Origin of the sequence: Oleiharenicola lentus, from assembly GCF_051660365.1 — a bacterium.
GTDB classification, from domain to species: Bacteria; Verrucomicrobiota; Verrucomicrobiia; order Opitutales; family Opitutaceae; genus Lacunisphaera; species Lacunisphaera lenta_A.
Genome location: NZ_JBOZXB010000001.1, coordinates 1799790 through 1825341 on the forward strand (window position 1 = coordinate 1799790; position 25552 = coordinate 1825341).

Consider the following 25552-nt stretch of genomic DNA (forward strand, 5'->3'; position numbering starts at 1 on the left):
ATCAAAACCCAACCCACCCTTGATTCCCATGATCGCGAATCCTCCTCCTCGCGACGGATCGAATTTTCGGAGCACGTGCTTCGCAAAATCCGCCCAGTCGCTTCTGCGCACGCTGGCTATTACGTTGCCCGCTTTGACCGCCGCCTTGTTGCTGCAGCCCGTCACGGGCCGCGCGCAAACGGACTATTACAACACGCTAAATACCACGACATCGCCCAGCGCGTTTGGCGTGGAAAATTGGAACGCTCCGGTAAACAACAGCAGCGTGCTCACGAAAAAGTGGGTCACCGCCGCCGCGCCGACGACCTATACGTCCGCAAGTTCGGGCAATCATTACCACACGAACGGATTTTCGCTGCGCGCGGGCCGCATCGGCAACACCTCCGGTGGCAGCCCCAATCCCTACATCTTCACCGGGGCGAAGCTCATCATCGACAGTTACGACGCCGCGTCGACGGTCAGCAGCACAAACTCCACCGCGGGCTCCGAGATTTATTTTAACCTGAACTCCACCGCGAACGCCGCGAATCAAGCAACGTATCAGGCCAACATCGTCGTCGCCACCACCGCGCCCGGCGTGCTGCGCAACATCCGCGCCGACACCGGCCAGACCACGTTGCAAGGCACACTCCTGCTCGACGGCGACCTGCAACTCCTGCCGACCAACAGCAGCACCACAAGCATGACGTTCACCGTCGCGTCCACGGTGACCGGCGCGGGCAACATCACCATCACCGGCGGCTCTTCCGGCGGCGCGATCGTCGCGGGCTCGCTCAAATGGGTCTTCAGCAGCCTAGGCGGTTGGACGGGTTCATCCATCAATGTCACCGGCAAAAACACGATCTCGTTTTCCTCGGCGATCGATTTTTCCACCACCAACCCCAACGCGGCGCTCACGCTCTCCTCGGCGTCGTTCCTCGACCTGGCGGCCAACGTCAAATTCTCGGACGAAATGGTTAGCCGCAACGGCATCAAGCCGACGTCCGGCACTTACACCGTGAGCGATCTGAATACGCTGTGGGGCGCAGGCTCAGTCACCGGTTCCGGCACGCTCACGATCGCCGCGCCAGTGCTCTCGCAACCCGCGATCACGGTGCAACCGCAAAGCCAGTCCACCGGGCCGGGCGCGGAAATCACTTTCACTGTTGCCGGCACGGGAGGCGCGTTGGGTTATCAATGGTATAAAGACGGGAACGCGATCTCTGGCGCGACGGCGGCCACTTTTAAAATTCTCGACGCCGAACTTCCCGACGACGCCGACTACTACGTCGTGCTGAGCAATTCTGTCGGCAGCGTGCAAAGCAACACCGTCGCACTGAGCGTCGGAAATCCTCCGCCGTCGTTCCCCGGTGCTGAAGGGGCGGGCGCACTCTCCGTCGGTGGTCGCGGCGGTCGCATCATCAAAGTCACGACGCTCGACGACTATTCCGCCAGCGAAGCCGTCATCTACGGCAGCTTGCGCGCGGCGCTCGCGGGTTTGATTTCCTCCACCGAAACCCACACGGGCCCCAAGATCGTCGTGTTCGCCGTCGGCGGCACGATCCAGCTCAAGCGCGGCCTCATCGTGGATCAACCTTACCTCACGGTTGCCGGACAAACTGCGCCGGGCGGCGGCATCCAACTCAAGTGTTCGACGGTCACGAAAGACACCGTGCTCACCATCGTGACGCACGATGTCATCTGGCGCTACACGAAGTTCCGCCGCGGATATTTTCCCGACGCGAGCGCGAGCCGTCACCAATGCATCACGATCGCGAACGGCGGTTACAACATCATGCTCGATCACAACACCATCATGTGGAGCATGGACGAAGGGTTGGGCATCTGGTCGGAAACTTCCGCGCCCGGCCTGCCGCCGCACAACATCACGCTCTCGTGGTCGATTGTCGCCGAGCAACTCCGCGTGCACAGCACGAACAATCTCGTCGGCGCCAACGCCACCGCGAACGCGGATCGCATGACGAACATCAGCGTCGTGAAAAACTACATGGCGAACTCCAATCACCGGAATCCGCAGTTCAAAGGCAAGTCGGGCAGCTACGTGAGCAACCTCATGTATAACGCGCGTCGTTATCAGATGCAGGCCGGCACCGGCGCGATCCTGGACGTGATCAACAACTACTACAAACAGCCGTCCTACAATCCGCTGACAAACACGCACGAATTCGATTTCTGGCCGGATCCCGATGCGTATTCCCTCGGCAACTGGGCGCAGCATACCTCGGGCGCCGCGTCGTATTACGTCGTGGGCAACGTCGGTCAGCACAACCCCGATGGCACGCTCGATAACTGGACGAGCATGGTGCGCCGCATCAACGAGCAGAACCTCGAAAGCACGCTCCCGTATGATCCGCTCGATCCCGCCGCGGATGATCCCGACCCGCTCCAACGCGGCGGCCCGGTCGGCAGCGGCGAATCCACCCTGAGCACCATCTGGAAACGTTCTCCGGCGGCGCCGCGTGACGTGACCGGTTATCCGTTCGTGCCCTACGACGCACTCTCGCTTCCGATGCAACTGCTCATGACCGTCGGCGCGTCCCAACGCCTCGACGAATACGGCGCGTGGGTCGAAAACCGCGACACCACCGACGAACGTGTCGTGTTAAACTTCCTCGAAAGCACCGGCTACGTTCCCGTGACCGAGAACGACACCACTCCGCAGAGCGGCACCTCCGGCCCCGCGATCGGCGGTTATCCGACGATCGCCGCCGGCACCGCTTACACGGACGCGGACGACGATGGTATGGCCGACACGTGGGAAACGATGCACAGCGTCTCCGACCCGCAAGGCGATCCTGACGGCGACGGTTACACGAACATCGAAGAGTTCATCAACGGCACCGACCCGAACCTGGAAAATGTCGTCGATTCCACCCCCGCCGCGTTGACGCTGCCTTCGCCGATTTTGGCGGAAGCCTCGTCTGCCTCCGGTGCCAATGTCACGTTCAGCGCCTCGGCCTCCGACGCCACCGATGGCTCGGTGCCGGTGGCTTTGAGCAACGCCTCAGGATCGGCCTTCCCGTTCGGCACGACATTGGTGACCGCCACCGCATTCGACGCGAACGGTAACGTCGTCCGCGGCACCTTCAACGTGACGGTCGTCGACAGCATCGCGCCGACGTTCAGCAGCCTGAGCGCTTCGCCCAACGTGCTCAGCACGCCGAATCACAGCATGGTCGCCGTCACCGTTTCCGCGAGCGTGAGCGACGCGGTCGATTCGACGCCCACGACGCAGATCATCTCCGTCACAAGCAACGAAGCCACCACCGGCACCGGCGATGGCGACGTCGGCCCCGACTGGGAAATCACCGGCGCACTCACTGTGAACCTGCGCGCCGAACGCTCGAACTACGGCACGGGCCGCGTTTATACCATCACCGTGGAAACCCGCGACGATGCGAACAACGCAAGAACCCAAACCGTGACCGTCACGGCACCCGTGGGCAGTTAAGCATTTTGGCAGTAGCTAGAATTCACGGCGGGGTCTTCGGGCCCCGCCGTTTACTTTTCATCCCGGTCTCTTCATCACTTCGTTTTCCTCCAACCGCATGAATATCGATATCGCCCTTGCTGGCACGCCCACCCTCGCCGAAGGCGCGCTTTGGTCGTGGCGCGAACAGGAATTGATCTGGGTCGATATCCTCGGAGGCACGCTCAACCGCTTCGATCCCGCCACGGGAAAAAATCGTGCGCACACCCTGCCCTCGCTCGTCGGCACCGCGGTGCCGCGCACCGATGGCGATTTTCAAGTCGCCGTGCGCGAAGGCTTCGCACGCTCCGATCCCGTGAACGGTGCGCTCTCCGAACTCGTCACGCCCGCCGGACACGACGCAGTCACGATGCGCTTCAACGACGGCAAATGCGACCCCGCCGGACGTTTCCTCGCCGGCACGATGTCGCTCGTCGGCGCGCCCCACGCCGGAGCGCTGTATGCGCTCGAGGCCGGCGGGCATGCGCGGACGTTGCTCACCGGCGTTTCCATTTCCAACGGCCTCGCTTGGAGCTGGGACGGCAGCATTTTATATTACATCGACACGCCCACGCGCTGCGTGGCGGCTTTCGACTACGATTTGGCCCACGGCACGCTGCACCACCGACGCGTCGCCATCGAAGTCCCCGCCGCGCTCGGCTATCCCGACGGCATGACGATCGATGCCGAGGGAATGTTGTGGATCGCATTGTGGGGTGGCTCCGCCGTCACCCGGTGGAACCCCATCAACGGTCGCCTGCTCGCCACGCACCCGCTGCCCGCGTCGCAGATCACGTCCTGCGCATTTGGCGGCAGCAAACTCGACACGCTATTCGTCACCTCGGCGCGCGCCGATCTTAGCGCGGAGCAACTCGCCGCCGAACCACTCGCCGGTGCCCTCTTCGCGCTCGATCCCGGCGTGACCGGCGTTTCTTCGTTCGCCTTCGCGCACTGACGAACGGTTCAGCTCACTTTTTATCCGGCAACTGACTTACGCGCAGACGCGCGCGCGCGCCTGATGGTGAAAGAGAGCGCCGCGATCTTGAAACGCTTTTAGTTTCTGCAACGCGAACTGGTCTTGATGCAAGCCGCCTGGCTCCCCGGCACTGAACACTCCAAGGTTATCTCGACGTCGCCGATACGCTCGCTGACGGGCCGAACCTCGATGAAACAGTGGAGCGCGCATGGCATTGCAGGTAATAAAGCGCGGTGAACCGTGCGCGACTGCTGGTGCCGGTCTTGCGAAAAATGGCGCTGGTTTGATTTTTGATGGTTGAAATGGATTTACCAAGTGACGTCGCAATTTCCTTGGCCGAAAGCCCATTAAGCAAATGCGCCGCTACCAGGCGCTCCGCCACGCTCAGTTCAGACAAAAGCGGGACTCTGTTTTCAAAAATGCTCTCAGGTATCTGACGGCTCGTGATTGAAACCTCCACAGCTTCGGAAGATCGGCAAATTTTCATGGCGCGGATTTCGCGGGCGTTGCGGACTTCGTGGCAACCGTCACCGCTTTTATTTCTGGGCGGATGAGTTCTGCCCGTTCAGCAGCATCGGCAGTGGGCTCGGCGCGCAGCAATTTACCCTGCGCATCGAACCGCAGCACGTTGGAAATCCGAGCAAGCACGCACAGAAAGATCGTTTCATAGTGAAAAGCAGAGTCACCTTCGCTGCATTCACTGCGCCTCGGCCACGCCCGCGTTTGATGAATTTAGCCCAAACCCTGCTTTTTTGCTCGGGCCGGGAAACTGTTTCGTCTCGCCCATGAAAAATTTTCCCGGGCACGCCCACGTTTCCCCAAAACCGAAACCTGCCGCCCGCAAAGCGGCGCTCCAAACCCAACGCGGGTTGCCCGCCCTGCTGCTCGTGATTGCCGGATCCGTGCTCGGCGCCGTGAGTTTTAATTTATTTCTCCGCCCGCAAGGCATCGCCTCTGGCGGCATCGTGGGCGCTTCCTTGCTTCTGGAAAAGAGTCTCCACTTCGAACCAGCTTTCACGCAGTGGAGTGTCAACGCCGTGATCCTGTTTTTCTGCGGGCGGATGCTGGGCCGGGGTTTCGTGGTGAAAAGCGCCCTCGCCTCCCTGCTGATTCCCCTGTTCGTGTGGCTGACCCGCGACTTCACTTCGCCCACTCAGAACATACTGCTCGCCACCGTGTGCGGTTCCGCGGGAGTTGGCGCCGGCCTTGGGCTGGTGCTTCGCGCTGGCGCTTCGGTGGGTGGATTCAGCGCCCTCGCCCTCACGGCCCATCGGAAATTCGGCGCGAGCGTCGATCACATCCTGATCTGCCTGGACGCCACCGTCGTCGCCGCGGCATTTTTTCTATTCGCAGCCGATCAAGTGCTCTGCGCCTTGGTGGGCGCATTTCTCACCGGCCGGGTGGCGCGCTCCGTCATGACCGGGCTGAATCGTTCACGCGTCGCGATGATCGTGTCGAGCCACGCGGCGGCGATCAGAACCGCGGTGTTGCACGATATCCCGCTCGGACTCACGAGCCTCGAAGCCCGCGGTGGTTACACGGGTGATCCCCGCGAATTGCTCATGGTGGTGATGAACCCCGCAGAGTCAGTGCGTTTGAAAGCGCTCGTCCGCGAGATCGATCCCCACGCTTTTCTCATCCTCAGCGACGCCACCGAAGTTCTCGGCCACGGCTTCGCGCCGCATGGTTGAAGCCAACGAGCGCTTAACCTCCAGACTCACGCGCGCAGCACGCTGAGCAAAAAAAGACGCCAGTCGCCGCGGAGGCCATGGACGGGCTTGGTTAAATTTGCCCACGGGAGGGTCTTTTCCAAGTCGCGGCACAGCTGATTCCTTTCCTTGGCACACGGGTTGCAGTCCGGCGGAATCAGATTTGAAATGAGCCGCTCATTGCCTGCGGTCGTTCGCCTTTTCACTCCCATGCGTTACTCACGGCTCATCCTCGCTCTCTTGTGTTTGGCCACCGCCATTCCGGGGCCAGCTTGGGATCACAAGGATGAAGGCCAATTGGTGGTGCGACGCGGTCAGACTAACGACCTCGGTGGAAATGGTGCGGTTTTCGCTTTCTGCGGATTGCCCAACGGGGAAGTGATTGTCGGGGCAGACCGGCTCTACCTTAACAAAGAATCGGTGTATCGCGCCCCCATCATGAGTGCGCCGGTCACCAGCGGCTTTCGTGCGCTGTCGGCGGCTTCTGAAAACAAAATCTGGGTCGGGGCCGTCAACGAACTCGGTTACCTGACACAGAACGACACCGGTGAGTATATTTATTCCTCGCTCCTCGCCGCCTTCAAAACCGCCAACCCCGCCCGCCCCTCGCCCGGCGAAATCCAGGCAGTGCTCGCCCACGGAACCGAAGGCGCGTTTTTTCTCGGCGAAAAAGCCGTTCATTTCTGGGACGGAAAAACGTTTCAGACCTGGTCGATCGTGACGCGCTCAGCGCTGCAGCCGCTCCAGCCTTCGCCGGGTCGCTTGTGGTATTATCAAAGAAGCGCGGGAATTTTTTCCGTGACGCGGAATGGGCCGCGCCTGCTCCTGGCTGACGAGGCTTTGCCGGGACCGATCATCTGGGTGTTGCCACCGGCTACTCCCAATGAGGTCGATTACTCGCTCTCGCAGGACGGCTGGCTCGTCGGCACGAGCAGCGCCGTGTTTATCCGCTATCGCGGCGAATGGCAGCAATTGCCCGAGATTTCACGTGAGCTAAAAGGCTCACGGCCCACCACGGCGACCGCCTTATCGGACGGCTACCTCGCCATCGGCACCCAGAATAAAGGCGTGCTGGTCGCTTCGCGCGAAGGGCGGGTCATTTCCCGTCTCGATGGCGACAATACCCTCGGCGACAACCAGGTGTTTTCCATGTGGGCAGATCCACGCGGAGATTTATGGGTCGGCACCGCGATCGGCTGGGCGCGCGTCGTGCCCCCGCAGCGCTACACCACCGTGCCTCCCGCCGACGGCAAAGTCGGAGTGGCGAACAATATTCGCGGACTCGTGCGACTCAACGAAAGCACCTACATCGCGACCGGCCGCGGTGTATTCATGGTGCAGCCGGGCATGGGCCCCGAAGGTGGCGCGCGCCTGGCGCCGTTGCCGACGACCCCCGGGCCAGTTTGGTCGCTCGCCACGCGCAATGGACTACTGGTTGCCGGTGGCGTGGAGGGGATTTGGGAATGGAACGGAAACGTCTGGCGCACCCTTCGGACCGTCAAAGGGGATGTCATGAACACCCTCGCCTCGAGAATTTATCCCGGTCGCATTTACTACACCATCGGCAAAAACCTTTACGTGCTGGACGAGAACGCGGTTTCGCCGCCGGGCCTGCCGCTCGACGATTCACCCGCCTTCCTGCTGGAGGACACTGAAGGTTCCGTCTGGGTATCGACCGCTCAAAAAGGCCTCCGTCACTTTGTGGTCACGCCGGGCGGTTTGACCGCGGACGCAACTTTCGCTCCCGCCACCAGCGGACTCCCGGAGGAACTCAAACGCCCCTTTCTCACCCGAATCGGCGACCGGGTAATTTTATTCACGGACGTTGATATCCTCCAATTCAATCGGGCCCGCAACGCCTTCGAGCACGTGCCGGCGTTCGAAAATTTTCGCGGGATCGCCGCCAGCGCCCCGATGTTGGACGGGCGTTGCGTGTGGTCTCTGGAACGCATGGAGGCTCCCGTGATCCGCCAGGCCTTTCTCGCCGACATTGCGCTCGATCCCGACGGAAACTGGAAAATCACTCCGCTCAATCACGACGGCACCAATTACCTCGGGCGGATCGATTTCCTCCTGGCTTCCGAACGCGCCTCCGACCCAGCCATCTGGACCGCATCCACGCGCATCCTCAGTCGATATGGCCCGGAAATCTTCATGCCCGCGGCCAAACCCCCGACGCCAACGCTTTCCGGGATCGTCATGACCCTCCCCGGAAAGGAAAAACCCACCAAGAACCCCGCGGCGAAAAAGAAAAGCAACACCGGCGAGGACAACTCCATTACCGAACGGCTTCCACTACACGCCCCCCGCAAAGCCCTGCCTTCAAATTTGCAGCGCCTGCGTTTCGAATTGGGCGTGGCGACCAACACCGAGGCTTATTTCCAAACGCAACTGGTCGGCCTGGAATCGGGCTGGTCGCAGGCCTCCACGTATTACCTCAAGGATTTCGCCGGACTCGCCGCCGGCCAATATGAATTTCGCGTGAGGACGGTGGATCGCATGGGCAATGTCGGCCCGACCATCGCCTACGCCTTCAGTCGTGAATACGCGTGGTATCTACGCTGGCCGGCTTGGCTCGCTTACAGCCTGATGCTGATTGGACTGATCGCTTTCGGAATGAGATGGCGGTTGCGCAACCTCAGTCGCCAAAACGAGCGGCTGAATCACATGGTCAGCGCACGCACGCGCGAACTCGCCATGGCCAACTCCGCGAAAATGGAATTCCTCGCGAGCATCAGCCACGAGATCCGCAACCCGCTCAACGGCATCACCGGCCTCGTCACGCTGCTTAATGACGCCCACCTCGCGCCACGCGAACGCGATCTCGCCCGCTCGCTGGCCGCGTGTTCGCGCAGCCTGCGCCGCGTCTTCGACGAAGTGCTGGGCTTCGCCCGGCTCGAGGAAGGGCGCATTTCGGTCCACGAAATCGCTTTTCACCTGCACCCGCTGCTCGACGATGTTGCCAAAGTCTTCGCCGCCGAAGCCGCCCAACGCCACTGCTCCATCTCGGTCAAACTCGCGGAAAAAATTCCCGCCCTGCAAGGCGATGCCGAAAAAATCCGCACGATCGTTTCCAATTTCGCCGCCAACGCGCTTAAATATGCGCCGGGCGCCCCCATCGAAATCGAAGCCACCGTCGAACAAACGGCCACGCAGCACGCCGAACTCACCATTCAAGTGCACGACCACGGCCCAGGCATTCCTCCTGAAGAGCAGGAATTAATTTTTCGGAAATTCGTCCGGGGCAGCGGCGCCGAACTTCATCGCGAACCCGGAGCCGGCCTCGGCCTCGCGACCTGCCAGGCTCTCGCCAAGCTCATGGGCGGCGGCGTGGGCGTGGAGAGCAAATCTGGCCAGGGTTCCACCTTCTACCTACAACTCACCCTGCGGCTCGCGACAGAGGAACCGGCTGCGCCCGGCCACGAAAACTCACCCGTGGGCGAACCGGAACTCGCCTCGCCCGTCGTCAGGCGCGCGCTCGTCATCGAAGATCATCAATACAATCAACTCGTCGCCCGCAGCATCCTTGAGCGGCTCAATTATACGGTGGAAGTAGCCGCGAATGCCTCCGAGGCACGGGTGGCGATTGAAGCCGGCGGTTATGATCTCGCGCTCGTCGATTGGGATGTGCCCGGCGCCAAGGGCGACGAACTCGCGCCGCTGATTCGCGCGCAGCCGGAAGGCGCGGCCGTGACCGTGCTGGCTGTCACCGCGCACGACGCCGAGGAGATTCGCGAACGTTGTCTCGCCTCCGGCATGGATGGATTTCTCGTCAAACCACTCGACGAAGAACTGCTCCTGCACACGTTGCGCTCTCTCCGCGAACGCCGCCAGACCACGGGCAAACCCGCGGCCAGCGTCGATCAGACCAAACCGGATTTCAGCATCTTCTCTTACCTCGGTCGCGGCGATGACACCCAAGCCCGCGCCGCCGCCACGGATTACGTGGAGCAGCTCGACGCCGAACTCGCAGCGCTGGATCACGCCATCAAAGACCAGGATGCCACGCAAATTGCCGCCTTCACACACCGTCTACGCGCCCACGCGGCGGTCGTGCATTTTCATGCTTTGCGCGAAGCCACCAAAATCCTGCAGGAACGCGTCTCCCGGCAATCTCCGGACACGCTCCAACGCGAGATCGCTGATGTGCTCCAGCAAGCTGCCATCCTGCGCGAACTTTTACACCGTCACCTCGCGGCGAAATAAACTCAGCGGCCGCGCCGTGTCCAACGCGCGCGCGCGGGCCGCGAATTCCCTTTCCTTACCGCCCTGGCCCGAGGCGGGCGCGTGCGAACCCGTGTTCCAGCGCGTAACGAATCAACTCCGGCGTGCTGTGGATGCCGAGGCGGGCCATGATATTTCGCCGATGGTTGCGCACCGTGATTTCGCGAAGCCCGACTTTTTCGGAGATTTTTTCGTCCGACAATCCCTGTCCCAGTAAACGCAGTAATTCCTGTTCGCGCTCGGAAAGCAGTTTGGAAAACGCCAGCGGATCCTCCCGGAACCGCGCGAAGGCATTTTCGACCGTCGCGCTAAAATAGCGACCGCCCGAGGCCACCGCTTGCAGCGCTTCCGTCAACATCTCCGGCGAAGGATCATTTTTATCCATGAACCCTTCGACGGCCACCTGGTGCACGCGGTGCAGGATGTAATCTTCCGTGTGCGAAGACAGAATGAGAATGCGTGCTCCCGGCGAAACTTTGCGGATCTCACTGACCAACTCGAAACCGTCGGCATCGGGCAGTTCCAGATCGAGCAACACCAGGCGCGGTTTGTGTTGCTGGCAGAGTTCGAGGCCGGTTTTGCCGTCGCGGGCCGCGCTGACCGTCGCTCCGGGAAATGCGTCTTCCGCCACGCGCTCGATGAGCCCACGCACGATGGCGTGATCCTCGATGAGAACGATGCTGATGCCCGCGGTCATTAGAAACGAATGGTAGCGCGGCGGCTTCCGGTCAATTGAGAGCATGAAAATTCTGGTGGTGATACCATCGGAGCCGGTTCTGCCGGGATGTTGCGTCAGCGGTCCACCTTTTCTCCCCTGGAAATTTTCATCGCCGGAGAAACGCGCCAACCGCCGCCGCGCGGAATCTGTCCCGCCGGCAACTCCGCACAAGCACCCGCCTTGGTTAAATTTGCCCAACGCCATCAGCGCGAGCCACAGAGACACGAACCGCAGCAGGAAGACCGACGCTCCCCAAAAGAGACCGTTCCCCTCCGGCCCAGCTCTAAATCACTCGACTCCGATCTCCGCCCGCCTGTGCGCGGGTTCAGAACGCTTTCTTGAGATTAATCCAGTAAGTGCGCAAACGGGGATCGCCATACGGGCTGGTGTAGGAATTGGTGTAATAGATGTCGATGTGCGGCAAGGTGTTGAAGACGTTGCGGACACCGACCTGCACTTTCAAATCGTTCAGCAACCAGGAAGCCATCGACGCGAGTCGCGAACCGGAGGCCACCTTCTGGTGGCCAAAATTATACCCGGCCACGAAGGTATGATAAGTTTGGGATGGAATCGTCTCTGCGCCCTGCTGCTTGATGTAGTAGTCGTAAATCAACCCACCTTGATAACGCGTGGAATAAGGACCGCCCGCGATGCCATACTGCGCGTAGGAATCGTAATATTGGCTGCTCCATGAAAGCGACCATCCGCGGTGTTCCCAATTAAGCGTCGCATTCGCTTTGATTTTCCCCGGACCGCCGTTGGCCACGTGTCCGACATAATCGAGAACCGGAGTAGTCAAAGCATCCTTGCGCTTCTCGTGCAGGATAACCGTTCCCAATCCTTGAAGATCGAAGGTGCCTCTCGAGGTTTTCCAATGATAGCTCGCGCTCAGATCCACGCCCTCTGTCTCCAACTTGAACAAGTTAACACTGCTGACATTCACCAGCGTGACCCGCCCATCCGCTCCGCGCGTGACGCGATCAGGATAAATATTTTCATCATTGAGAATATCTTGGGCGCCAAGTGTCGCGATTTTGTCGAACTGCTCGATCTTGTAATACTCCGCGTTGAAACGAAGGCCTTTCAATTTTTCCCAGCTTGGAGTCCAAATGGCACCGACGTTGACGCTCTCCGAATTTTGCGGACGCAGATTCGGATTCCCGCCCGAGATCGTGGACATGAGGTAGCGCTCGTTAAGCTTGGGATCGAGGTATTGCGTCTGATTTGGGTTAACGAATGGATTGTCGGTTAACTGAAACGGCGTGGGGGGCACAAACGCGTTGCTCAAAGAAGCTCGGATAATCACGTCCTCGACCGGTTGATATTTTAAACCGACCGTAGCGTTGTCCGATCCGTAAGTCGCCTTGGACAGGTAGCGCCCGCCATTGAGCGTGGGGCCGTCCCATAAAACGGAGCCGTCAATGCGATCCTGTCGGTAGGTCGTCCCGGTATCGACGCGGAATTGCTCAGTGCGGCCGGATACCTGCAATTCCAACGAGTGCACACCCGGGAGGTATTTTTCTTTCAGGAGTGGCACCGACAACTCGGCATAGACGCTATCGGTCTGCGCTTTTCGGCCAAAATAGGTTAGCTTGGTTTCTGAATTCGAACCTGTGCCCGCGTGCAAGTGGCGCACGCTATCCGGGGTCGATGAAACCCGATGCTCAAGGCCAAACGTCAGACGAGGCCGCCCCCACGGCAGACTCGGAAGCGGACCCGATCCGCGCAAAGAAAAATCTCTCAGCGTCGACTGCCCGTCCCAGATGTAAGGCGAGAGGAAGGCACTGAAATTCAGCGGATAGAGATTCGTATCCATAAACGGATTTAATCCCGCCAAGGCCTGGGTCGTCATCGTCCCCCCCACATTATAGAGGTAGTCATAGTCGTTACGCGACCAGGCGTAGTCGACCTGCCCCATCCAATCATGCGGCAGCTTGAGCAAGGCCCCAAGATTCACGCTCTGCGTGGTCGATTGGGTGGTCCAGGTGGAGTCCTGACGATTGGGGACGCGCACCGACACCGCCGTGGTAAACGGATTATAGGGATGGTCGGCCGCCACCGTAAATCCGCTGATCGGATTATAAATGCGGGTCGACTCGTTCTCGTTGCGCCCCAGGCCGAGAGTCAATTCCAAGGTCTTCGTCATCTCTCGACGAATCGAAGCGCTGAAGGCGCGCGTGGTCGGCACAGAACCGTAGATGGTGCGCAATCCATACGACTGCGTCGTGTCGGCTGGCTCCAAATTGTAAGTTCCGGCATTCTTCAACAGAGCGGCTTTCAATTCGGCTGCCGTCAGGTCTGGGCGGGTTCCCGCCGGCACATAGGTGATGGCCGCGCCCAGATAACTGCCGTCTTTGAATTGAAGGTTAGTTACTCGCGTCGAACTTACGGCGGCGATATTGGGCACCGCGCCCATGAAGGGACTTGTCGCGGAGTAAATCGCTGTCGGATCGTTTTTCATAATCCGCGCCAGGCCGCGCGCATACAACTCGCGACGGTCGCCTTTCAACAACGCAGCGGTGTCCGAATAACTCGCGTTGAGCATCACCTGCGTCCGGCCACCTTCCAGCGCGAAACCGTAAAGCAACGACGCCGTCCGCCGCGGAGAATCTGTGTCCCACGTATTGTCGTAGCCCAACTGGAGCTCTCCGCCCGCGTAATTATTTTTCAAAATCACATTCACCACCCCGCCGATCGCGCCGCCGCCATAGATCCCCGAGGCCGAGGTCGGCAGCACTTCAATGCGCTCGATGGCACTCAGCGGAACACCGTTAAGGTCCGCTTGAAAATCGGTGCCTTCGACATTCACGCCCGCCACGCGCCGCCCGTTGACGAGAATCAGCGTCTTGTCAGTGCCCAAGCCCCGCAAGTTCACCGAGCTAGTATTTCCCCGGAAATTGGAGGAGCCCTGACTGTTTGTATCCGCCAGCGTATTCATCGTTAGCCGCTGCTTCAAAAAATCTTCCACGTTCGCCGCGCCGCTTTGATCGATCGTCTTTGCATCGAAAATATAATACGGCTGCGCATCGTTGATCGTGCGTGGGATGTCCATGTTGCCAGCGGTGAATGGTTTTTCCCTCCGGCCTTCGACGATGTATTTATCGAGTTCGGTGACTTCATCCGCGCGACCGCGCACGATGAAGGGTTCGAGTTCGGTCACGTCGCTGGCTTTGCGCATCGTTTCGCGACTGAGCACCAATTCGCGACCGGCGCGCACGATAACATCGGTGATGTGCATCGTCTGTAACCCTTCCGCGCTCGCGATCAGTGTGTAGATGCCGGCGTCGACATTCGCCAAAACAAAATCCCCGCGGCGATCCGTCACCACTTGCTGGCCGGTCTCGCGCACGAGAATCCGAATGTTTCCGGAGGAACCGAGCTCCGGTCTCACCACTGTGCCACGCACGGTGCCGCGTGCATTCTCCTCGGCTCCGACGTGCTTGACGACGAACAGGCCGTCGCCGCGTTCGGTAAAACGGAGGCCGGTATTCTTTAACAATAGTGCCAACGCGGCCTTCGGTTCGTAAACGCCCGTGACAGCGTGGGTCGGCACTTTCGCGACTTCCTCATGGCCATACATCACCTGCGCGCCCGATTGCGTGATGAACAACGGCAGCGCACTCGTCGCAGGCTGGGCCGCGATATCGAAATTCATCGGCGCCGCCGCGAGCACTGCCGTCATCGCCAAAAAAAAGCCCAAGGCGAAGCCGGGCGCGCGGCGGCCGGCCATGAAAAAATCAAACGAACTGAGAAGAGTGCGCAGTGTGGTCATGCCATCGTAACGAACTCAGTTGCTCAACCCCTCACAAAAATCGACGTGAATTTTCGAACGGCGCGCAAAGAGTTTTTTTCCAACCCGATCTTCGTCCACCGCGTGTTCGTTGCCTTGGTTTTCTGCTGTAAATTTATCTGTCGGTCTCAGCGCGGCGCCACGCGGAATCCACTTTGTCCGTCGCGCCACACTTTCACCGGCAGGGCTTCTTCGAGCGAACCAAGGAAGTCGTTCAAGTCGTCCAGCGGATAAACCCCGCCCATCTTCAAGTTGGCCACCACAGGCGAAACGTCGATTGACGTTCCATGATGAGCGGCAAACGCCGCCAGCGCGTCGCCGAGCGTTCTGCCCTCGAGCACAATCCTGCCCTGCCGCCAGGCGGTCAGTCTTTCGATTTCGAGCGGCGAAAGCGTCCGCACTTCGCCGCTCCCCGCAACCGTCGAAAACTGTTCTCCCGGAGTCAGGCGCACGACGCTTGGTGCAACCTCTTCCGATCGCTGATCGCTTTCTTTCGCGCGCTGAATCTCCACCGCGCCTTCCAGCAAACTGACTTCCGGCAACTGTCCGGCGCCCAAGCGCACATTGAACCGCGTGCCCGTCACGCGCACGGTTCCGTGCGGAGTCTCGACGAGAAACGGATGCGCGGCATCGGTCGCCACACTGAAAAAGGCTTCACCTCGCACCAGTCGCACGGTGCGCCGGCCATAACGTAAATCGGCGTGCAATTCCGTCTGCGCGTTGAGTTCCACCTGGGAACCATCGGCCAACATCACGTGCTCGCGCTGACCCGCGACCGTAGCCATCACCGCCGTGTGCCGCCACCACGGCACCACCCATAACAACACAAACGCCAGGCACGCAGCCGCGGCGGCGCTAGTCACAACGCGAACGCGTTGGCGTTTTTTCACGCGCAATTGCGCTTTGATTTCCTTCAACAACGCGGCCGACTCGCCCGTTCGATGCGCCCATTCCAGCGGGTCGTGGCGTCCGACAGGAATTTTCGTGGAAATGACCGAGGATGTTTTCACGCGCGTCGCTTAGAAATGTTCAATGCCATTTCGCCGCAGGTATTCACGGCAGCGCTGCACGCCGCGTCCGACCAGATTCTCCACGGTCTTGGGACTTAATTCCAGGCGCGTCGCCACCGCGGCTTGCGACAGCGCTTCGATTTTATGCAGGATAATCACTTCGCGGGTGCGGGCCGGCAATTCGACGATCGCCGCCGCGAGCAGCCGCAGTTTCTCCTCGCGCGAGAGGACATCCGCGATCAACGGCCGGTCGGATGCGACCGCCAGTAGTTCGAGATTTTCGACCGCCACCACCGGACTCACCCGCTGCCGGCGCAAGTGATCGAGCACCAGATGCCGGGCGACGGTGAACAAAAATGATTTCGCCGACTCGATCGGGCGGGCCGCCCGCACTTTCCAAATCCGCAAGTAGGATTCCTGCACCATGTCGTCCACCTCGGGTCGCGCGGCGGGAAACGTGCCGGTCAACCAGGCCTTCAGCTGGCCGTCGTGCGCATGGACATTTTCGGTAAACCAGCGCGTGCGGTTTTGGAGTGAAAACTCCCGTCCCTTTGCAGGCGCGATCGCGGCATCGGATACGGGAATGGGCTGGGCGGAAGACGAGCTCAAAGCGGAAAAGGCGCTGGTAGCAGCCGACAGGCCAGTTTCCTTCGCCGCCATCCGGCTCTTTGATGAATTTTGCCCATGACGAAACCGGGCGGCACTCGAAAGCGCCGCCCGGTCAACACGACACACTGTATTCTACTATGACCTGCCGAACGCAGGAAATGGATCCGTGGTGCCAGCGAGCGCACCGCTGCGCTCACAACCCGAGATGCTGCTTCACCAAGGTTTCGAGCGCCGGGCCCCGGGCACTCGTCGAGACGATCAGACCTTCCTTGTTGAGCAGCAGCATCGAGGGAATCGAGTTCACCGCGTAATGGATCGCCAACGGCGTCTTCCAGTTTTTCCCGTCGAAATGTTGCGGCCAAGGCATCTCGTTTTTCTCCAGGAATTTTTTTAACCGCTCCCCGTCCGTCGGGCCGTCGAGCGATATGCCGACGATCTCAAACCCGCGCGCATGATAGTCCGCGTAGACTTTTTTGATATTAGGCAGTTCTGCGATACACGGCCCGCACCACATTGCCCAGAAATCGATCAACACCACTTTCCCGCGCAGTTGCTCGAGGTCGACCACAGTGCCATCCAGCGCCGTAAACTTCAGATCCACCGGCTGCGTGCGGCCGACATTTACTCGCATCACGCCTTCGGCATTCTGACGAAGCCGTTCATGTTTGCTCGAGAGCAATTCCTGCCAGATACCGAGCGCCGACTCTGGTTTCATGCGCTCCATCCGGCGCAAAACCGAAAGCACCTGATAATACACCTGTTCGCCTTCGGGATAAGTGGCGGCAAGCCGCAACACTTCGGTGCCGACTTCCTCGATCGACGGCGGCGGCGTGCCTTCTAGGCGAGTCTTGAGTTCCGTCACCGCCGCCTGCTCTTTCGCGGCGATCGATGCATCCTCCGCGGCGAAAATTTCCGTAATCAAACGACGGCGCGCGGCCTCCCATTCCTGACGCGCGCTGACGTCAACCGCCATGTTTTCGGCAATCGGCTGTTGATCGAACGCGGGCGCGTAGCTCGCGATAAACGCCGGTTGATAACGCAAGGCCACCGTAGCCGCCTCCCACCGCCGTGCGCCCTGCTCGGTCGTGTAGTAACCGAGCGCCGCCGTGTGCAAACTGCGCAGGCGCGTCTCATTCCATTTCAGGTATTCTGCCTGGGTCTTCGGGCGGGGATTGGGGAGCGGTTCCAGCAGTCGCTGGATTTCTTCCCACGCCGGATCAGCACCGACGGGCGCGGTCGGGGATTCTGCGCCTTGGGCAAATCCTCCGACGGTTGAGCAAACGAACCCAAACAAGAAAGCAATCAACGATGATTTCATAAGTGTGTTTGAAAATGATTTTGTGAAGCTGTCGTGAATCCCAGATCAGGAAAAAAAGCAGCCACGAGGCCGTCGTCGCGCGGCATGCTCAGCGCGACGAAGTAATCCAGCGTCACGAAAGTGATGTCCGTCCCACCGGATTGCGGTGGCGTCCAGGGAGCTTTCGGCGATGACGCCTCTCGTCCACCGTGGCTTTCCTCGCCAGCAAGCTGGACTTTGTCGAAACCCGCCGACGGTGCGCTCAAGCGTGTCGATTCTCCCACCGGGATTTTTCCATCGATCAAAAATGCAGGTTTCATGGGCTCACCAATCCTTCACCGGTTTGTTTTCCGGTGCCGTGAAGTTTTGCTGTTTCTTCGATGCGAGTTGTTGGTTGTCGAAATCGAGCAGTTTAAGCGCGAGGTCGCCGGGGTCTTCCATTTCCTTCGGATCCTTCATGTCTTTGCCCTCGCCCAACACCTTGCGTTGCTCACGTGCATCGAGATCGCGGAGCTTCTTCAAAAGATCCTCAGCCTCTTTCTTGCCGAGTTTTGCCTCGGCATGGTCCGGCACGAAACGCAGGGCTTTGCCAAAACTCTGGATGGCACGTTCCAGTCCCGCGATGGCCTCGGGGATGTTTTTCTCCGCCCGCGTCTTCGCGTCGGCCAACTCCTGTTGACCGCGCGCCACGAACACTCCGGCGAGATCACGTCCGACCGTCATCAATTTTTCGCGCGTGGCTTCATCCGCTGGCTCAAACGCCAGCGCGGCCTGATAGCTGCCCAAGGCTTGTTCGAGCAGTGCATCGCGATCCTCCGCCGACAATCCCGGTTCACGCGCTCGCGTCACCTGTTGATCGCCAAGGGCCACATAACCGGCATGCAACGCGCGATGGTTTTTCTTTTGTCCCGCCAAGGCACCGGGATCTCCCGGCACTTCGGCCAGCACCTTGCCGTATTGCTGGTCCGCTTTGCCCCAAACTGAAATGGCATCGGCCAGCGACACTGCCGCCACTTGGTTTCCTTCCTCGTGCAAACGATCGCCAAACTCGACGCGCCACGGATTGAGCAACGCCTTGGCCGCCGCCTGCGCCGACAGCGCAGCGTCGTCATTCGGCCGCACCGCGATCGCCTCGGTGTATTCATCCACCGCTTCACCCAACAATTCGATGGCCCGCTCCAGCGCGGACTCTTTTTGCAATTCCGCCCGGCGTTGCTTGTCGGCGGCGCCCAGGAAATACGCCTGATAAATCCGGTCGACGGTGGCGAGACGGTCCCGCGCAAACGCCGTGGCCTCGGTCTCGCTCTCCGCAATCTTCAACGCCTTGTCGAGATGCCGGATCGCCTCGCGCCACGCGGGCACACCTTTGTCGCGCGACATCCGCGCCGCCGCGTCGCCCTCGGTCATTTTTTCCGTAGCGAGCCGATTCAACAACGAGAGCAAGTCGACCCGCGTTTTTGCGTAGTTGGCGTTGGCCAGCGGGCTCTCCGCGGCCTTGCGGTAAGCGTCGAGCGCTTTTTCCCAATTGGCCGACGCGCCCTCCGGATTGGTGGCCTGCATCTCCAGGCCAAGCCGGTAAAGGCTGTTGCCCCACTGCACGCGGCTGCGCACTTCCACTTCGGGTTCGGCCGAGGTCGCCAATTTCTCGAACGCCTCCGCCGCCGTCGTGAACTTCCCGGCGACATAAGCACCCAGCGCGTAGTTATAACGCGCCAGCAAATCGTCGGGTGTTTTCAACAATTCGGCCTGTAACACCGCAAACGCGCCGGCGCCATCGCCGCGCTCAATCAGACGCTGCGCTTCCGTCACGTCCGCCTGCGCACGCGGCGCGGAAAAAATTCCCAGCACCCCAACCACCATCATTGCGGCATTCGCGGAAACTCGCCTGCGAGCCGCGCCGGTCCAAAGCGCACCGCCCAGCAATCCCGCCAGCGCCAACGCTAGCGGCAGTTGAAACCATTCACGGTAGTCGGTGAGCGGCGCGTCCTCCATCGGCGCAGCGAGCGGTTGCAGCGAGACCTGCACGAGTTGCTCCAGGCTGCCGGCGGTCTGCTGCAAATTCACATACACACCGCCCGCATTCTCGGCGATGGCGCGTAGCACCGATTCCTCGATCCGCGTGCGCACTTCTTCGCCCTGCGCATCGCGCACCAGGCCCATCCGCACGGGCTCGCGCCGGAGGTTGCGCTCCACGCGGGGAATTGGCGCGCCCTCCGGCGAGCCTACGCCCACCGTGAACACCCGCAGCCCGTCGCGCCGGAAAGCTTGCTGCGCCGCGATCACGGCGTCGCCGTCCGTTTCCTCGCCGTCGCTGAAAATTACCAGCACCCGGGATTGCGCGGGCCGGTTGCGAAAAAATTCCGAGGCACGTGCGATGACTTCGCTCAACGACGATCCGCCCTTGCCCACCCACTCGGGATCGAGCGAACGGTTGATCAGCTTCAGCGAAATCGTGTCGAATGTCAGCGGCGACACCACGGTGGCCTGCCCCGCAAACAACAACAATCCCGCGCGATCGCCCGAGAGTCTTTGAAGTAAGTCGTCGATGCCCGCCTGCGCGAAAGCAAACCGGTTGGGCTTTACGTCCTCAGCCAGCATGCTGCGTGAGCCATCGAGCGCGATCAACAGATTCACGCCCTGGCGTTGCGCCGCCTGCGGTGACAGCGAGCCCAGTGGCCGCGCCAGCGCGAGGGTCAACGCGAGCAACAATAACGTGGCAGCGAGAATTTGTCCCTGCGCCCCGTGCGTGCGCACGCGGATCGCACTCTCCCCAAACAGCGCCAGGCGGCGCCGCAAATCACGGGCCGTCCACAGCCATGCCGCCGAAGCCGCTAGCAGGATGACCGGCACCAACCACAACCAGCCTGGAATTAAAAATCTCATGGCAAACGTGTCCTTCTTCCCCCGCGTAGCACCGTGTCGACCAGCACGAGTCCGAACGCGGGCAGCGCAAACCACGCGAACAGTTCCGAAAACAATTGCAGCTTGGGCTGCCGAAAAGCCTGCCTTTCGATCTGGTCGATCTGTTGATAAATTGCCTCGAGCGCCGCACCATCGGCCGCCTGGAAAAATTGCCCGCCGGTTAACCGCGCCATCTGGTGCAACGTCACGGCGTCGAGTCCGCCGCTCTTCATTTCCTGATAGCTGACGACCCCGATGGTATAAAGCCGCATGCCGAAACGCCGCGCCAGCCGCGCGCTTTCAAGCGGATCCGTGCCACTCGTATTTAAACCATCCGTGACAACGATGATGACATTGTTGGTGCTTTCACTCCGCCGCAGCAAATCCACCGCCGCTTCCACGCCGGAGCCGATCGCGGTGCCGAGCGAAGTTTTCATCTCCGCCATCGCCCCGATCATCCATGAATGATCGATGGTCAACGGGCTCACGAGAAATGGCTTCTCCGCAAACCCGATCACGCCGATGCGATCCTGGGTGCGCTTGGCAATGAACTGCTCCAGCACCGTAAACAGCGCATCGCGACGGCTCACTTTTTTCCCTTCGAAATCGAAATCCTTCGAATCCATCGAGCGCGACGCATCAAGCACGAGCATGACGTCGATGCCTTCCGTCTTCTGTTCATCCGCGCCCTTTTCGATTCTTGGTCGAGCCAGTGCGAAAACGATCAGCGCCGTCGCCAGCACGCGCAACCACCACAGCGAGCGCCTTGGCGCGACCGGCACGGCGGCGCCGCAATTTTTCAACAATGCCACCGAGGAATATTCCAGCGCTGTCCGCGGGTGTTCTTGAACCGGCCGTTTGAGCAACCACAGCAGCGGCAACAGCCCCAACCACCACGGCTCTGCGAATTCAAACGTGCCCACCCGGGAAAACAGATCGCTCATGGCAAACGCGTCTCCCGCACAAAGCCCAGCGCAGACTGCGCCAGCGCTTCGAATTGCTCGCGCGTCGGCACTGCGCCCGCGTATTTGATCAGATCCGAGGTCGCCGTAAATCCGGCCAGCGGCGCCGCGTGCTCCACCGCCAGCGCAGCCCGCGCCGCTTGCTCGCGCCAGAATTCCTCCGTCGTCAGCGTGGGCGCGTGAATCGCATAACGCGCTTCGAGGTAACGGCGCAGGGCCGCGGACACTTCACCCACGGCGCGCCGCACTTCCACGCCGTCCGGCAAGGTCAACCAGCGCTTGATCTCCTCCACGGCCACATCCGCCGCGCGCCGCGTCACCAGTTCGCGATTCACCCCGACCTTCGCCCGTCGCCACCAAGCCCACGCAACCACGAGCAGGAGAACCGCCGCTCCAGCGACTGCATAGCCCCAGGGAAAAGCCGCCGCCTCCGCGGCCCCGGCGTCGATTCGCGAGAGCAACGTCAGGTCTTCCTGCAATTTGACTGATGCCGGTGGGTTCATGCGGACAACGGCTGGCTCAAACGTTTCTCCATGTAATGTTGCAACGGCTTCAAATACGGTTCGCCGGTTTTCAACTCGATCAGGTCGGTGCCGCTGCGCCGGAATCCATGGCGCAAGGCATCCACCCGCGCGCGCGCGGCTTCGGCGAACGCGGTGCGAATCGTGGGATTGCCGGTGTCGACCTCGACTAATTCGCTGGTCTCGACATCCCGCACGATAATCCATCCCGCATCGGGCAGCGTTTGCTCCCGAGGATCCGCCACCAAAATCGGAATGAGATCATGTCGGTGCGCGGTCGCCTTCAGGATGCGATCAAACCCTTCATCCAAAAAATCCGAGATCAGAAACACGATTGCGCGCTTCGTCTGCACATGACTGAGAAACCCCAACGCGTGGCGCAGCGACGTGCGCGGACTTTTCGCCGGCTGATACAGCACGTCACGAATGATGCGCAGCGCCTGCATCCGGCCCTTCGCCGGCGGCAAATAAGTTTCCACCCGGTCGCTGAAAAGCAGCAGGCCCACCTTGTCGCCATTGCTCGTGGCACTGAAGGCGAGACAGGCCGCGACCTCCGCGGCGAGTTCGCGCTTGGTTTGCGCTGCGGTGTTCATTTTCCCCGACGCGCTGATATCCACCGCAATCACTACGCTGAGTTCGCGCTCTTCTTGAAACTCTCGCACGTAGGGCGTCTGCATGCGCGCCGTGACATTCCAATCGATGAACCGCACATCGTCGCCGGCTGAATACGCGCGCACATCCTCGAAATCCAAACCGCGCCCCTTGAACACAGACCGGTAGGCGCCCGAGAGATAATCCTCGGCGAGGCGCTTGGTGCGGATTTCCAAGCGACGGATGTTTTGCAGATATTTTTTGGGAATCATGAGTTGCGGTCGGGCGGTGACGGATAACCGCCCCTACCTGGTGCCGGGGTTACGGCACCGTGATTGTCGCGAGGAGTTTTTTGATGATCGCATCGGAGGTGACTTCCTCCGCCTCGGCTTCGAACGTCGTGATGATGCGGTGGCGCAACACATCCGGCGCGATGCTCTTCACATCATTGGGGGTGACGAACGCGCGGCCCTGCATGAACGCGAAGCCTTTCGCGGCGAGCGCGAGATTGATGGTCGCGCGCGGCGAGGCGCCGAAGCGCACCATGCCGTCGAGTTCCGGCACGTGTTTCGCCAACGATCGCGTGGCCATGACGAGGCGCACGATGTAGTCTTCAACTTCTTCATCGAGGTAGACCGAGTCCATCAGCTCTCGCATCGCGAGGACTTCGTCGGCGGTCATGATGGCGTCCAAATCGGTTTTCGGATGACTCCGCGCCATGCGGCGAAGGATGATTTTCTCTTCTTCGGCGGTGGGATAATCCACGAGCACTTTCAACATGAAGCGATCCACCTGCGCCTCCGGCAGCGGGTAGGTGCCTTCTTGGTCCACCGGGTTTTCCGTCGCGAGCACCAGGAACGGTTCAGGCAGGCGATAGGTTTTTTCACCGATCGTCACCTGATGCTCCTGCATCGCTTCGAGCAGCGCGCTCTGCACTTTCGCGGGGGCACGGTTGATTTCGTCGGCGAGCACGATGTTCGCGAACAGTGGCCCGAGCTTCGTCGTGTAGTCGGCTTTCTGCGGATTGTAGATGAGGTTGCCGATAAGATCGGCCGGCAGCAGATCCGGCGTAAACTGGATGCGCTGGAACTTCGCCTTCATGGTGGCGGCAAGCGCCTTGACGGCCGTGGTTTTCGCGAGGCCGGGCACGCCTTCGAGCAACACGTGCCCATTGGTCAGCAAACCGATGAGCAGGCGCTCGACGAGATGCGGCTGGCCGACGAGCACCTTGCCCATCTCCGCGCGGACACGATGGATTTTTTCCACCGCTCGGTTGATTTCATGGGTGATCGCTTCGGAGGGAACATGCATGGCGGATGATTTGGTCCGGGAAGGCGCGCCGGCACGCGGATTGAGAAGAGTGTTCATGATCGGCTGAAATCAGCGGGCGGCGCTTTCCAACTCGGCGGCGGAAACGGTAAACCCGATCTGCGCGAGCGCCTGGTAGAAGGCCAGTTGGTTGACCTTGTTGGTGAAATTGCTCGCGGCGAAAACGACGCGGCCCTTGCCATCGAGCAGCAGGTTGTTGCGACCGTTCAACTGGAAGTTGTGAAACGCGCTGCCCTGAATGCCTTTTTCCAAATCGATATCGATCGCGATCGGATAATTAAAACGCGTCACGTCGGGCATCCAGTTGAGCATCATCTCGTCTTTCAGATCGGGGGTGATGCCGGTGCCGCCGACGATGCAGACGATCGCGAGGCCCTGTTTTTCATATTTGTCTTTCATCTCCTGCAACACGCGCATCTGCGGCAGGTGCACATCGGCATTGCCGGCGGCTTTCGCGGCTTCGCCATCGAGCACGCAGACATAGAGACCTTTCTTGCCTTCGAGCAGACCCTTGAGGGTGAACTCGCCGCCGTCGTGGCCGGGCAGCGCAAAGTCCGGCGCTTCCGCGCCCATGCGCACCGGGTCAGTCGCGATCATCGGCATTTTTTCCGGTTTCTCGCGCTTCCACGTTTCGGCCGTGATCGCACCGTCGACGCGAAAGTTGCGGTATTTCTGGGAGTAGATCATCCCGTCGAAATACGTATCCACTTGGTAAACGAGTTTGTCTTCGCCGATGTAGATCTGCTGACGGATGTCAGTCCGCGCGGTGTTGTATTTGATTTCCACGACCTGATATTTGCGGCCTTCCAGCGTGCGGTCGCCGAGCAGGATCAACTTCGTGTCCTTGTCGTAAGCCGACATGTTCGTGTCGAACATGCTGATGGCGCGGCCCCACAAACCATCCGTCGGATCGAAGGCGATGCCGCGTGGGTCGAAGAAGAACTGCACGAGGAAATTTTGTCCGAGAAAAAAATTCTCCGCGCGCACCGGTTTTTCGAAGGCGGCGAAATTGTATTCGTTAATTGTTGTCACGAGCTGGCCATCGCTCACCGCGCGCAACGTTCGTTCTTCGACCACAGCCCCGCCGACCGCCTCGATGCGGAATTTGTTGGGACGCTCGAGCGAAACCTCGCCTTGCTTATCGAAATTTTTCGTCGAAGCACCGCGTGTGGACTCATAATCCGCGACGAGCGATTTGAGGCTTTTCAATTTCGCTTTCGCTGCGTCGAGCAAGGCCCGGGCTTGCGGATCCTGGCGCGCGAGCGTTTCTTTCTCTTCCTTCGCCTTGGCTTCGGCGTCATCGGCGATGGTGGTTTTTTCCTGAGCTCCGAGATGAACGCTCACGGTGAGCAGCGAGAGCAGGCAGAGGACGCGCAAGGGCATCACGCGGGAGAGTTTAAAGGTGTCGATATTCATCGGGTTGATCCGTGGTTAATGGTTTTCGAG

At 60.4% G+C, this 25552-nt stretch carries 18 protein-coding genes; 4 read left to right on the forward strand and 14 right to left on the reverse strand.

The window, feature by feature from the left end; translation table 11 throughout:
• The first annotated feature begins 28 nt into the window (after positions 1-28).
• Together ACRRQW_RS06595 and ACRRQW_RS06600 are read left to right on the forward strand one after the other, a co-directional pair.
• The gene (locus tag ACRRQW_RS06595; protein WP_438480476.1) at positions 29-3451 is read left to right on the forward strand and encodes an HYR domain-containing protein; all 3423 of its coding nucleotides are present in this window, start codon (positions 29-31) and stop codon (positions 3449-3451) included.
• Between the two features lie 97 nt (positions 3452-3548).
• Positions 3549-4424, forward strand: a complete 876-nt coding sequence (locus tag ACRRQW_RS06600; protein ID WP_438480477.1) for an SMP-30/gluconolactonase/LRE family protein — start codon at positions 3549-3551, stop codon at positions 4422-4424.
• A 166-nt stretch (positions 4425-4590) separates the two neighbouring features.
• Here ACRRQW_RS06600 and ACRRQW_RS06605 read toward each other — a convergent pair whose 3' ends face one another.
• Entirely contained in the window at positions 4591-4932 is a 342-nt protein-coding gene (locus ACRRQW_RS06605) for a helix-turn-helix transcriptional regulator (protein ID WP_438480478.1), read from the reverse strand.
• Positions 4929-5093, reverse strand: coding sequence for a hypothetical protein (locus tag ACRRQW_RS06610; protein ID WP_438480479.1), 165 nt, complete (start codon positions 5091-5093; stop codon positions 4929-4931). The genes ACRRQW_RS06605 and ACRRQW_RS06610 overlap by 4 nt, the downstream gene beginning before the upstream one ends.
• Positions 5094-5230: 137 nt before the next feature.
• Between ACRRQW_RS06610 and ACRRQW_RS06615 the strand changes: the two genes are divergently transcribed.
• Together ACRRQW_RS06615 and ACRRQW_RS06620 are read left to right on the forward strand one after the other, a co-directional pair.
• The gene (locus tag ACRRQW_RS06615) at positions 5231-6136 is read left to right on the forward strand and encodes a YitT family protein (protein ID WP_438480480.1); all 906 of its coding nucleotides are present in this window, start codon (positions 5231-5233) and stop codon (positions 6134-6136) included.
• A 228-nt stretch (positions 6137-6364) separates the two neighbouring features.
• A complete protein-coding gene (locus tag ACRRQW_RS06620; RefSeq protein ID WP_438480481.1) occupies positions 6365-10360 on the forward strand; it encodes an ATP-binding protein in 3996 nt (1331 codons plus the stop codon).
• A gap of 55 nt (positions 10361-10415) precedes the next feature.
• Here the strand turns inward: ACRRQW_RS06620 and ACRRQW_RS06625 are convergent, their stop codons facing one another.
• The 12 genes from ACRRQW_RS06625 to ACRRQW_RS06680 all read right to left on the reverse strand — a co-directional run bounded on the left by ACRRQW_RS06625 (position 10416) and on the right by ACRRQW_RS06680 (position 25522).
• On the reverse strand, positions 10416-11120 hold the full coding sequence (locus ACRRQW_RS06625) for a response regulator (protein ID WP_438480482.1): 705 nt from the start codon (positions 11118-11120) through the stop codon (positions 10416-10418).
• Positions 11121-11421: 301 nt separating this feature from the next.
• On the reverse strand, positions 11422-14868 hold the full coding sequence (locus ACRRQW_RS06630; protein ID WP_438480483.1) for a TonB-dependent receptor domain-containing protein: 3447 nt from the start codon (positions 14866-14868) through the stop codon (positions 11422-11424).
• A gap of 146 nt (positions 14869-15014) precedes the next feature.
• Complete coding sequence (locus ACRRQW_RS06635; protein WP_438480484.1) at positions 15015-15896, reverse strand: FecR family protein; 882 nt, start codon at positions 15894-15896, stop codon at positions 15015-15017.
• Between the two features lie 9 nt (positions 15897-15905).
• A complete protein-coding gene (locus ACRRQW_RS06640) occupies positions 15906-16505 on the reverse strand; it encodes an RNA polymerase sigma factor (RefSeq protein WP_438480485.1) in 600 nt (199 codons plus the stop codon).
• Between the two features lie 193 nt (positions 16506-16698).
• Positions 16699-17823 (reverse strand): TlpA family protein disulfide reductase, encoded by a 1125-nt coding sequence (locus ACRRQW_RS06645; RefSeq protein ID WP_438480486.1) that lies wholly within the window; start codon positions 17821-17823, stop codon positions 16699-16701.
• Positions 17820-18122, reverse strand: a complete 303-nt coding sequence (locus ACRRQW_RS06650; protein WP_438480487.1) for a hypothetical protein — start codon at positions 18120-18122, stop codon at positions 17820-17822. Before ACRRQW_RS06650 ends, ACRRQW_RS06645 begins: the two co-directional genes overlap by 4 nt.
• A gap of 4 nt (positions 18123-18126) precedes the next feature.
• Positions 18127-20685, reverse strand: coding sequence for a VWA domain-containing protein (locus ACRRQW_RS06655; protein ID WP_438480488.1), 2559 nt, complete (start codon positions 20683-20685; stop codon positions 18127-18129).
• Positions 20682-21647 carry a vWA domain-containing protein gene (locus ACRRQW_RS06660; protein ID WP_438480489.1) on the reverse strand — a complete coding sequence of 322 codons (966 nt, stop codon included), beginning with the start codon at positions 21645-21647 and terminating at the stop codon, positions 20682-20684. The genes ACRRQW_RS06655 and ACRRQW_RS06660 overlap by 4 nt, the downstream gene beginning before the upstream one ends.
• Positions 21644-22168 carry a hypothetical protein gene (locus ACRRQW_RS06665; RefSeq protein WP_438480490.1) on the reverse strand — a complete coding sequence of 175 codons (525 nt, stop codon included), beginning with the start codon at positions 22166-22168 and terminating at the stop codon, positions 21644-21646. The genes ACRRQW_RS06660 and ACRRQW_RS06665 overlap by 4 nt, the downstream gene beginning before the upstream one ends.
• Positions 22165-23049: a DUF58 domain-containing protein gene (locus ACRRQW_RS06670; protein WP_438480491.1), complete on the reverse strand. Its 885-nt coding sequence runs from the start codon at positions 23047-23049 to the stop codon at positions 22165-22167. Before ACRRQW_RS06670 ends, ACRRQW_RS06665 begins: the two co-directional genes overlap by 4 nt.
• A 49-nt stretch (positions 23050-23098) precedes the next feature.
• A complete protein-coding gene (locus ACRRQW_RS06675) occupies positions 23099-24088 on the reverse strand; it encodes an AAA family ATPase (RefSeq protein ID WP_438480492.1) in 990 nt (329 codons plus the stop codon).
• Positions 24089-24157: 69 nt separating this feature from the next.
• Positions 24158-25522: a DUF2092 domain-containing protein gene (locus ACRRQW_RS06680; protein WP_438480493.1), complete on the reverse strand. Its 1365-nt coding sequence runs from the start codon at positions 25520-25522 to the stop codon at positions 24158-24160.
• Positions 25523-25552: the final 30 nt, after the last annotated feature.